Raw genomic sequence first — 11,226 nt, 5'->3', positions numbered from 1 at the left:
CTACAGTCCGGTTGTGATAAAAAAGCCCCTTCGGTAGACCAGAAATTCGTGAACACCTATACGGAACTGCTGATTGTCGAACAGATGTACGGCAAGGATTCCCCCACAGCCCGAATCAAGCGCAAAATAATCCTGGATTCGGCAGGCTACAGCAGGGATCAATTCCTCAAGAAGGCGAACGCCATCCTCGACGACAGGGACATGTGGGTCCCGTTCCAGAAAGCGGTCATTGACCGGCTGGACACGCTAATCGAGCAGAACAAGACAGTACCGGCGCGCAGGCGGGGGGAGGACTAGCCCATGTTTCGCCCCCTTGCCGGTATCATTTTCTACGTCGTCTTTTTGTCGGGTGTTGTTTTTGCAGCACCAAACTCCGGAAAGGCACCGGTTATCCCCCAATCCCTAGTCCAGTGGATGGATTACAGCACCGCTCTTGAAAAGGCAAAGACCGAACCCAAGCTTATTTTCGTGGACATGTACGCCGACTGGTGCATTCCCTGCCGGGTGATGGACAAAAATGTCTATATGAACCCCACGGTAGCCTCCATTTTGAACAAGAAATTTTACCCCGTCAAGCTGGATGTGGATTCCGAATCGCCCATTGTCTGCGACGGGAAAAAGGCCACCGCAAAAAAATGTTTCTCCGAAGTGTGGGAACTGAACGTTCTCCCCTCTTTTGTGCTGGTGGCTCCCAAGGGACTTTCTATATTGACTGTGGCAGACTCCATGTCGCCACAAGAGATGCAGATGCTGTTGGACAAGTTCCTGGAAAAAGAAAAAGAATGGATTGAACGATGAACGAACAGGTTCTTTTCTACTTGCAGATAGCTTTTTGGGTTCTACTGCTCCTGGTAGTTCATTGTTATGTGCTGTTCCCCATTACCCTCCCTTTTGTCAGCGAGATATTCAAGCGAAAAGGCGGCAAGGTTGTCAATGGAGAGAATCTGCCCACTGTTTCCATCTTGATTTCGGCATACAACGAAGAAGCCGTCATTGAACGCAAAATCCAGAACCTGCTGGAACTGGACTACCCCAAAGAAAAACTGGAAATTCTTATTGGTGACGATGGTTCCGCCGACAAAACTGCCGAAATCGTAGAACGGTACAAAGACCAGGGAATCACTCTCATCAAGGCCCCTCAGAACGCAGGTAAGGCCGCCATGTTAAACAGATTGCAAAAACAGGCCAATGGTGAAATCCTGCTTTTCTGCGATGCTAATACCATGCTATTTCCAAATGTCATCCGCAAACTTACCGTTCCCTTCAGAGACAAAAAAATCGGTTGTGCCTGCGGACATCTGATTCTCACAGATAAAAGTGGCGCAGAATTAGGCTGGGGAGAAAGCGCCTATTGGGATTTGGAATCCGAAATCAAGAAGTTCGAGGGCATGATGGACTTGCTCATTGGTGGAAACGGAGCCCTTTACGCCATACGCAAAGAACTTTACACCGACTTGCCCACTAAGAAAAGCGTCATGGACGACTTTTTTGTCACCACCAAGATTCTACAAAAAGGTTACTATTGCACATTCATTTCCAGCGCCATCGGCACCGAACAGACTTCTAAAGAAACCACTGGAGAATATCGAAGAAAAGTCCGTATCGGACGTGCCAATTTCAATTACTTGCTTTCTTATATCCCGCTCCTTAATCCACTTAGGCCCTTGCGTTGTTATTTATTCTTTTCTCACAAGATTTTACGTTGGTTTTCTCCCCATATTTTCATTCTGCTCTTCCTCGTGAATGTACCATTGGCATGGTTCTATGGGCCATATCGTATTTCTCTTGGAATTTTGTTTTTCCTTTGGCTTGCAGGCATTTTCAAGATTGTTCCCGGAGCTTATTATTTTACAACAATGAACACGGCAATACTCAAAGGATTTTTCCTTTCATTTTGCAAGGAAAAATCCGGTGGTTGGGCCCGCGAAGCCCGTTCAGACGAATAATTGACTTTGATGTGAAATTTATTCAAAAAAGAGATTATATTTTAGTTAGAGATCTAGTTATATGAAACGCATCCTGACCGCCATCCTGTTCGTCATCGCATTCACTGTAATTCCAGCGAATGCATTTACCATGGATTTGCAGGCTGGCGTTGTCAATCACGCAAGTGAAATAACCAAATTCAACCTAAATATTTATGGGCACCTGTGGTACCGCATAGACCAAATGCTGTTCGTAGGTGCGGGCAGTGGCTATCAAGAAATCGACAACGTCGGACTGGTCCCCTTAAGCGGAGCCCTCTGGATTCGCCTGCCCATCGGAAGCCAGATCTTACCCGTCGCCACAGGCGACATCGGCTACCTTATCGGGAGCGACCATCAGCTTTTCTGGAAAGTCGGCGGTGGGCTTGACATCAAGAACGGGGACTACTCTTCTATCCTCGTCATGAGCGGTTACGAATTCCTGGACCACGTGGGTAAAGGCTATGTCTTCCTCCAGGCGGGAATCCTTGTTGAAATCTAAAGCTCAGCGGCTTTTCCCGTGATTCACTTTCTCAAATACAATGTCATCGGGGTGTTGAACACTCTCATCACCCTCGCCGTAGTCTGGGTGTTGCACCAAATACTGGACTGGAACGTAGAACTTTCCAACTTCTTGGGATTCGTTGCCGGCGGTTGTAACAGCTACCTGTGCAACCGCATCTGGAATTTCAAGAGCCACAACAAGAAGCGTGCAGAAATCGTCCGCTTCATCATCGTGTTTCTGGTGTCTTACGGTGTAAACCTGCTGGTGCTGGAACTTGCCGCCTACACCCTCGCAAACGCCACCTGGTGTGCAAACTTTACAACTTGGATCTCACAGTTCATGAAGCCCACCTATTTTGCCAACATCGTGGCCAACGTGGTTTACGTGCTGGTGAGTTTTACGCTTTATAAAAAGTGGGTATTCAAGGCCGCGCCAAAACAGAGCTAGCGGTTATATCCCTTGAACCACTCGGCAAAGGCCTTGATGCCTGTGTCCAGATCGGTATCTGCCGTGTAGCCAACATCTTGTTCCAGAGCCTTCGTATCGGCCCAGGTAACCTCTACGTCGCCGGGCTGCATGGGCATGTAAATCTTTTCGGCAGTCTTTCCCAAATGCCTCTCGAGAGTCTTTACAAAGTCCAGCAAGTTCACCGGATTGCCGTGACCGATGTTGTACAGGCGGCACTCCTTCTTGCCGATTCCAGCTTCGAACACGCGGACCACCCCCTGGGCAATGTCATCGATGTAGGTAAAGTCCCGCATCATGTTCCCGTTGTTGAAAATCTTGATGGGCTTGTCGTGCAAAATGGCATCTGCAAAAAGCCAGGGCGCCATGTCGGGCCTGCCCCAGGGGCCGTAAACGGTAAAGAACCTTAGGCCGGTAGCGTTAATCTTGTAAAGATGATGGTAGGTTTCCGCCATCAGCTCGTTACTGCGCTTGGTAGCGGCATACAAGCTAGAAGGCATGCAGACAGGATCTTCGGTGCAAAAAGGCGTCTTGGTGTTCCGTCCATAGACGCTGCTAGAAGAGGCATAGGTCAAGTGTTCCACCGGATTGAAACGGCAACCTTCCAAAATGTTCAAGAAACCCGTGATGTTGCTGTCGATGTAGGCCTGGGGGTTCACCAGGCTGTAACGCACACCCGCCTGGGCGCCAAGGTGGATAACGCCGTCAAAATGTTCCCGCTCAAAAAGGCCCTTGATGGAGGCGGCATCGGAAAGGTCCACTTTCTCAAATCGGAAACTTGGATTGTCCAAGCGTTTCAGGCGGTCCTCTTTAAGCGAGACCTGATAGTAGTCGTTCAGGTTGTCAATGCCAACAACCTCATAACCCTTGGAAAGAAGGATTAGCGAAACTTCGCAACCGATGAAACCTGCGGCACCTGTAACCAGGACTTTCTTGGACATAACAGCACTCCGAATGACGTCGTTCAAAAGATAAAAAAAGACGGCCTTTGCGACCGTCTTCTTTTTCAAAAGGGTTTGATTACTTTTCGAAAGGAACCAGTTCCACGCGGCGGTTCTGCTTACGACCGTGCTTGCTTCCGTTACTTGCAATGGGCTTTTCATCGCCGAATCCAACTGCACGGAGACGGTTAGATTCAACACCCTGCTGGATGAAGTAATCCACCACAGCCTGAGCGCGAGCCTGAGACAGTTCCTTGTTCTTTTCGGGCTTACCCACGTTGTCGGTGTGGCCCTGGACTTCCAGGTTGGCCGACGGAATCTGCTTCAGGAGAGCCACGATGTCATTCAAGGTGCCATAGCTGTCCTTGGTGAACTTGGTGGAGTTGGTCTGGAACTGGATACCCTGTTTCAGCTTGTTCAGGTCCTGCTTCTTGTTGAGCGGGCAACCCTTGGCATCCACCTTCACACCTTCGAGGGTGTAGGGGCACTTGTCCTGATGGTCGGGCACGCCGTCGTGGTCAATGTCCATGGGGCAACCGGTGCTGTCCACCTGAATGTCCTTTTCGGTGTTCGGGCACTTGTCAAGGCCGTCAAACACGCCGTCCCTGTCGGTATCGATGGGGCAGCCCGTGCTGTCGACCACGGTTCCTTCCTTGGTGTTGGGGCACTTGTCCAAATCGTCGGACACGCCGTCCTTGTCAAAGTCAGAGACGCAACCCGTGCTGTCTACAGAAGAGCCTTCCGGAGTGTTGGGGCACTTGTCCATAGCATCGGGTACACCGTCCTTGTCGGCATCTGCAGTACAACCGGTGCTGTCCACAGGTGTGCCGGCCTTGGTGTTCGGGCACTTGTCCTGAGCGTCGGGAACGCCGTCGCCATCGCGGTCGCCTTCGCAACCTTCAAAGTTCACTTCGGCGCCTTCCGGAGTATTGGGGCACTTGTCCAGATCATCGGGAACGCCGTCCTTGTCGGTGTCAGCGGCACAACCCGTGCTATCGACCTTGGCGCCGGCCTTGGTGTTGGGGCAGCGGTCATCGGCATCGGGGATACCATCCTTGTCAAAGTCGCTTTCGCATCCGGTAGCGTCAATCTGGCGGCCTTCCTTGGTGTTCGGGCACTTGTCCAGACCATCGGGAACGCCATCCTTGTCGGTGTCCATGGGGCAGCCCACAGAATCAACCGTCACGCCGGCTGCGGTATTGGGGCACTTGTCCGCACCGTCAGGAACACCATCCTTGTCGGTATCCAGGGGGCAGCCATCCACATCAACAGTAATGCCGGACAAGGTATGCAGGCACTTGTCCTTGACATCGGGAACGCCGTCCTTGTCTTCGTCCTTCTGCTTGGAACGGTCCTTGCCGTCAAAGCGCCAGACGAGGGAGGCAGTACCGGCATAGAGCGGAGTCGGAGTGTAGTAATACGTGCTTATGTTGTCGTTTTCGCCAGAGAACGTGAGCTTGTAATCCTTGCTGTGTTCCATTTCCTTGTCGCCATCGAAGGTGAAGTTCCTGAGGGCGCGCACGGCAACATCAAGACCCATAGCGAAGTCAATGTTGAAGGGCAGGTGGAAACGGAAACCGGGGGTCAGCAACATGGGGTCAACCAGGGGGCTACGAGGATATCCGGTATCTTCAACGCGGAATTCGCCGGAGAATTCAACAAAGGCGTCCATGAAGTCAAAGGGCATGACATTGATACCCGTACCATAGATCATCGTCACCGGCAGGTCGTGATCGACAGTATAAACGATTCCGGCATTGCCGTTCCAACGGACGGGGATACCCATGTTCACGAAATCCAAGGTAAGGATCAAGTTTCCACCAATACCGAAGGCGTTAGTAGTGAAGGGGTGCGTTTCGCCCTTGCTATTCAGGTACCAGGCATGGCGGGGACGCACACCGGCGGACTCTTCGCCAGAAGGTACGTAGGCATCAACCTGGATGGCTGCCGTAAACAGTCTCTTTTGGCTGTCAAAGGGCATACGGACCTTGAACCACACGTTCAAGTCACCACGGCTAGTAGTCCACATGTTGTTGGCGCCAGAAGGACCATCGGACTTGGCATGTTCGTAGTAAAGGGGCAGATTCAAGCCCAAATCCACAAACTCGTAAAGGCCCACGGAGGCGTTCACGTTGCCAGAAAGAGACGCAGACCAGTCATTAAAACCATAAGTCTTGCCATTGGAGGTATAGTTACCGCCACGGCTCAAGGACCAAGCGTCGAGAGCGATATTGCCACCCGTACCGATAGAGAACCCGAGCTGGCCGTTAGTCTTGGTGTTGTACTGATGGATACCATCAGTGCCGCCCTGGATGCCCGCCTGCGCAAACGCGAGGCTACAAGCCAAAAGCGACAGAGTTATTATCTTTTTCATGAATAAATCCCCTAGATTTATAACTTTAGGGAAAATTATAGCAAAATTTTCAGTTATTACTCACAATATTTTAACTTTGCCCAAGAATGCCGCGAAATTAGGGTATTTTCGGCAACCTGAAGGTATTCACGGGAATCAAAACAAGGTGATGTCAAACGATTTGCCCATACTTTCCATCGAAAACCTGCGTCGGGACTTCAAGATGGGTTCCGAGATGGTTCACGCCCTGCGGGGCGTGTCTTTCGACATATTTCCGGGGCAGTTCGTGACCATCATGGGCACCAGCGGGTCGGGCAAGTCCACCATGCTGAACATATTGGGCTGCATGGACAAGCCCACCTCCGGCCACTATATTCTGGACGGGGAACACACCGAAAGGCTTTCCCGAGACGCCCTGGCCCGTATCCGGGGCAAAAAAATCGGGTTCGTATTCCAGAACTACAACCTGCTAAACCGAACCACCGCCGTCGAGAACGTAGAGCTCCCCCTGCTTTACAACTCGGGAGTGTCTTCGGCGGAGCGCCGCCGCCGGGCCCTGGAAGCCCTGGATATGGTGGGGCTTTCCGACCGCGTGAACCACCTGCCCAACCAGATGTCCGGCGGACAGCAGCAGCGGGTGGCTATAGCCCGGGCGCTGGTGAACGACCCCGTTATCATTTTGGCAGACGAAGCCACCGGAAACCTGGACACCCGAACCAGTTACGAAATCATGATGATTTTCCAGGAACTGCACCGGCAGGGGAAAACCATCGCCTTCGTGACCCACGAACCCGACATCGCCACCTTCAGCGAACGCACCATCACACTCCGAGACGGCCTTGTCAAGAAAGACGAAACCCACGAAATGCAAGACGCAAAAGCCGCCTTCGATGCATTGCCCCCTCCGGAGGAATTTGAGTAATGAGTTATGAGTTGTGAGCAATGTATAATGTAAAACGAATAATGATAGATGAGTCCATCTTCGTCATCTTAACCCCTACCACCTAAAACCTATAACCTACTAACCATGAACCCGTTGACCCTAGCAAAGATCGCCTTACGCGCCCTACTGCGTAACCGCATGCGCACCTTCCTTTCGGTGCTGGGTATCGTCATTGGTGTAGCGGCGGTGATTACAATGGTGGCCATGGGCGAAGGGTCTCGCCAGTCCATCAAGGAACAGATGACCAGCATGGGCACCAACGCCATCATCGTCATGCCCAACTGGAACAGGCGTGGCGGCGTACAGGCGGAATCTTCCGAGATGTTAGAAGAAAAAGATGTCATCGCCATCCGGGAAAACGCAACCTACATTAACGGTGTTTCTCCCATGATTACCGTGAACGGGCAAGCCATCGTAGGAAACAACAACTCCCCCACCACCCTGAGTGGCATCTCCGCCGACTACCTCAAGATTCGCAACTACGAAATCGAGGACGGCGTAATGTTCGACGATGCCGCCGACCGCATGGCGAAAGTCTGCGTTATTGGCCAGACGGTGGTGAAGAACCTCTTTGCAGGCGAAAATCCCATCGGCAAAACCATCCGCTATAAGAGCATTCCACTGAAGGTCATCGGCACCTTGAAATCAAAAGGCTCCGGAGATTTCGGGCAGGACAACGATGATGTCATCTTTACGCCTTACCAAACCGTGATGCGCAGGTTCTCGGCCGCCACCAACATCCGCCAGATTTACGCTAACTCTATCGGCGAGGGCTATGCCGAAAAGGCCACCGAAGAAATCATGGGCATACTGAAGGAACGCCGTAACTGGACCAAGCCTACGGATCCCTTCCGGGTGTTCACGCAAGAAGAAATGATAACCATGGTCACCAGCACCTCGGACATGCTGGCGCTGGTGCTGACCGTTATCGCGGGCATTAGCTTGTTTGTAGGCGGTATCGGCATCATGAATATCATGTACGTGTCGGTTACCGAACGCACCAAGGAAATCGGGCTCCGTATGGCCATTGGCGCCCGTGGGCGCGACATTTTGATGCAGTTCCTGTTCGAATCAGTGACCATCAGCCTCATGGGAGGCGTCATAGGGATTCTCCTCGGGGTGGCGGCTTCGCAGATTGTAAAGACGGTTATGGGCTGGCCCATGATCGTGTCGTTTGCAAGCGTGATCATCAGCTTTGCCGTATGCTTTGCCACGGGAGTCTTTTTCGGATGGTACCCTGCCCGCAAGGCCAGCAAGCTGGACCCCATAGAAGCGCTAAGGTACGAGTGATGAGTGATGAGTGATGAGTGATGAGTTGTGAGTTATGAGTGATGAGTCTTAAAAACAAGTCTCCTTCGTCATGTTCGCGGAGGCGAACATCTGCTTGCTGTTTATCAAGCGGATCCCCGACCAAGTCGGGGATGACGTTTTTCGCGCCTCACATTCCACATTTCCCTAATCCCTAAATCCTAGCCCCTAAATCCTAGCCTCTACCCCCTACAACCTGCTATCTATTACCTATATTCACCGTATGGATCTTCTTGAATTTCTAAAACCGATGCCAGTCGTGGGCATTCTCCGCGACATTCCCCAGGGTGCCGAAGAAGCCTGCGTAGAAACCGCCGCCAAGTGCGGGCTCAAGGCCATCGAGGTCACCATGAACACCGCCGGTGCCACCAGCATTATCAAGAGGCTCAAGGACTGTGCGGGTTCTTATGGAATCTTGGTAGGGGCAGGCACAGTCCGGCACGAAAGCGACTTGGAAAAGGCCGTAAACGCAGGGGCCGAATTCATCGTGACCCCCAACACCCGCAAAGAGATTGTGCGCCTGTCCAATACGGCAGGGATCCCCATTATTCCCGGAGCCCTTTCCCCTACCGAAGTGCAGAAGGCTTACGACCTGGGTGCCGCCGCCGTGAAGGTTTTCCCGGTGAACTGCGTAGGTGGCCCGGAATACATCAAGGCCCTGCGCGGGCCTTTCCGGGACATTCCCCTGATGGCTTGCGGCGGCGTGAACCCGCAGAATGCAAAGGCCTACATGGAAGCGGGTGCGAACCTGATTTCTTTTGGCGGGAGCATCTTCAACCCCGCGCTCATGGCAAGCGGCAGCTGGGACGAGATAGAAATTCGCCTGACCGCGTTGTTGCAAGCTATTTAATCTTTCTGTCGTGACAGGGCTTCATCTCCCTGAAAGTTTTCTTTGTTTTTTGTTTTCGTCTATAACCATTTTCATCTTATGAAAACTCAATTATGAACAAGTATATCGTTTTCCTGCTAATCTTGATTCTCGCCTCCCTGGCGTTTTCCGATGTGAAAAAGAAACGCTTTGACATGGGCGATGTCAAAAAAGCGACTCCCACAGAGCAAGTCGCTGCACCCGATAACGGCAACACCACAAGCGAAACTGTAGCCCCCACTGTCGCACCTAAAAAGCAAACCTCGTTTTACGCCGTCATCGCCCAGGAACAAAAAATCCTCCGTGAAAAACTCACCGCCGTCATTTCGGCCATGAAAGGCGGCGACTGGGGCGTCATCTGGAAATTCCTCGCCATTTGCCTCGTGTACGGCATGCTGCATGCATTGGGCCCCGGGCACGGAAAATCCATCGTGGTAGGCTATTTTATAGCCCGACGCGGACGCTGGAGGCAAGGTGTTGCTCTGGGAGCGGGCATTACCGTGATCCACACCATGAGCGCCGTCTTGCTTTTGCTTATTTTGTATGTCATTTTCAGGGCCACCGTATTCAACGCCTTTGAAACCGGCCGTATAGGCATCGAAAAAGCAAGCTATGCGCTGGTGATGCTTACGGGCATTTTACTTGTGGTACTCGGCATCCGCGATATTATCACGCAACGAAAGCAGGCCAAAATGGTTGCACAGGGTGGAGAAAGCGCAGAACACTGCTCGGAAACGCCACTCCCGCCCATTGCCCGCTGGCGCGAAATCATCGGGGTGGCCGCCGTCACGGGAATTGTTCCCTGCCCCGCCGTGGCGCTGATTGTGCTTTTCTGCCTGCTGAACTCCATGGTGGCACTTTCCCTCTTGGGAGCGCTCGTCATTTGCATCGGCATGACCATTACCAACGTGGCCTTCGGCATTGCCGCCGTCGCTTTCCGCAAGGGAATCGACAAGGGAAGTGCCCATACTAAAATCGCCACGAAAATCTACACCGTCGCTACACTTGCTGGCGGTATCATCATCTTTGTTTCGGGACTGATGCTGTTCAGCAACATGTTCGCTGGACGGGTGTAAAATCCCACTACATTAAAGCTATAGCTGCGTATCTACAAGGACTTTCTTCTTTTGTAGGTACTCTATGCATTCTTCGGCTTTAGCCTTGCGGGAATCAAACAGGAATATGCGGCCGCCATTTTCGTCGCCCATTTCCTTCATTTTCATGATGCGCACGTAACCCAGTTCCTTGCTGGCCACGTAACCCGTTACGTATTCAGGGTCGTCAGAAATGCAGAGCTCCGCCACCATGCCGGGGGCATTGGCCACCTTGGTCGCAAGCACAATAGCTTCGTTGAAATGGTTCTTTTGGCTATCGACATCGCTGGAACGGAGTGCATCCATGTAGGTGGCCCGCACACCCCGCTCATGATCGGGTTCAAGCCGCTCTCCGGTAGCAATATCGTAAAGCATGGCGCCGCGCATGGGGAAGGTTTCGCGCAAAAGTTCAGGAAGCTTTTTCCTGAAATCTTTTAGAGAACCTAGATTCCCGCCTTCGCGTGGATGACAAGAAAAAACAGCTTTATCGATGAGTTCAAAGGCCTTGTCCAGTCCTTGTTGCCAAGAGTCCACATCCACCCGTGTGACCGGCAGTGCCTTTAAAATCTGGATATCCTTTTCGCAGACCTTCTCGATTTTTATGTTGATAAAGTCCGGGTCGCCCTTGGAATGGGTAAGGGCTCGGCGGGCCATTGCCGAACAGACCGCCTCAACGGCTTCACGACTCACAATGCGTTCTGCTCCGGAAATATGCTGTTCGCGTTTTTGGTCGCCTTCGCCAATCTGCTGCGAAGCCCGCATTTTCAAACTGTAATAGTCCATTT

At 52.1% G+C, this 11,226-nt stretch carries 12 protein-coding genes; 9 read left to right on the top strand and 3 right to left on the bottom strand.

The annotated features are described in order from the left end of the window. The 5 genes from IKB43_00470 to IKB43_00450 all read left to right on the top strand — a co-directional run. On the top strand, window positions 1–297 hold a 297-nt coding region (locus IKB43_00470), incomplete at its 5' end, for a hypothetical protein (GenBank protein MBR2468620.1). Between the two features lie 3 nt (window positions 298–300). Next, on the top strand, window positions 301–798 hold the full coding sequence (locus IKB43_00465; protein MBR2468619.1) for a thioredoxin family protein: 498 nt from the start codon (window positions 301–303) through the stop codon (window positions 796–798). Continuing rightward, on the top strand, window positions 795–1,946 hold the full coding sequence (locus IKB43_00460; GenBank protein ID MBR2468618.1) for a glycosyltransferase family 2 protein: 1,152 nt from the start codon (window positions 795–797) through the stop codon (window positions 1,944–1,946). Before IKB43_00465 ends, IKB43_00460 begins: the two co-directional genes overlap by 4 nt. Window positions 1,947–2,007: 61 nt before the next feature. After that, on the top strand, window positions 2,008–2,466 hold the full coding sequence (locus IKB43_00455; protein ID MBR2468617.1) for a hypothetical protein: 459 nt from the start codon (window positions 2,008–2,010) through the stop codon (window positions 2,464–2,466). Window positions 2,467–2,484: 18 nt separating this feature from the next. Continuing rightward, window positions 2,485–2,916: a GtrA family protein gene (locus tag IKB43_00450; GenBank protein MBR2468616.1), complete on the top strand. Its 432-nt coding sequence runs from the start codon at window positions 2,485–2,487 to the stop codon at window positions 2,914–2,916. Here the strand turns inward: IKB43_00450 and IKB43_00445 are convergent. Further along, a complete protein-coding gene (locus tag IKB43_00445) occupies window positions 2,913–3,875 on the bottom strand; it encodes an NAD-dependent epimerase/dehydratase family protein (GenBank protein MBR2468615.1) in 963 nt (320 codons plus the stop codon). The two genes, IKB43_00450 and IKB43_00445, sit on opposite strands and share 4 nt — an antisense overlap. Before the next feature lie 79 nt (window positions 3,876–3,954). After that, window positions 3,955–6,249 carry an OmpA family protein gene (locus IKB43_00440; GenBank protein MBR2468614.1) on the bottom strand — a complete coding sequence of 765 codons (2,295 nt, stop codon included), beginning with the start codon at window positions 6,247–6,249 and terminating at the stop codon, window positions 3,955–3,957. 166 nt (window positions 6,250–6,415) lie between these two features. Between IKB43_00440 and IKB43_00435 the strand changes: the two genes are divergently transcribed. From IKB43_00435 to IKB43_00420, 4 genes are all read left to right on the top strand, one after another. Continuing rightward, a complete protein-coding gene (locus tag IKB43_00435) occupies window positions 6,416–7,150 on the top strand; it encodes an ABC transporter ATP-binding protein (GenBank protein ID MBR2468613.1) in 735 nt (244 codons plus the stop codon). 105 nt (window positions 7,151–7,255) lie between these two features. Continuing rightward, window positions 7,256–8,461 (top strand): ABC transporter permease, encoded by a 1,206-nt coding sequence (locus tag IKB43_00430; protein ID MBR2468612.1) that lies wholly within the window; start codon window positions 7,256–7,258, stop codon window positions 8,459–8,461. Between the two features lie 241 nt (window positions 8,462–8,702). Beyond that, a complete protein-coding gene (locus IKB43_00425) occupies window positions 8,703–9,329 on the top strand; it encodes a bifunctional 4-hydroxy-2-oxoglutarate aldolase/2-dehydro-3-deoxy-phosphogluconate aldolase (GenBank protein MBR2468611.1) in 627 nt (208 codons plus the stop codon). A gap of 92 nt (window positions 9,330–9,421) precedes the next feature. Next, complete coding sequence (locus IKB43_00420; GenBank protein ID MBR2468610.1) at window positions 9,422–10,423, top strand: hypothetical protein; 1,002 nt, start codon at window positions 9,422–9,424, stop codon at window positions 10,421–10,423. A gap of 18 nt (window positions 10,424–10,441) precedes the next feature. Here IKB43_00420 and IKB43_00415 read toward each other — a convergent pair whose 3' ends face one another. After that, window positions 10,442–11,224, bottom strand: a complete 783-nt coding sequence (locus IKB43_00415; GenBank protein ID MBR2468609.1) for a 6-carboxyhexanoate--CoA ligase — start codon at window positions 11,222–11,224, stop codon at window positions 10,442–10,444. Window positions 11,225–11,226 lie beyond the last annotated feature (2 nt).

This window comes from Fibrobacter sp. (assembly GCA_017503015.1).
In the GTDB taxonomy this organism is placed as follows: domain Bacteria; phylum Fibrobacterota; class Fibrobacteria; order Fibrobacterales; family Fibrobacteraceae; genus Fibrobacter.
This window is presented reverse-complemented; position numbering and strand designations above follow the sequence as displayed.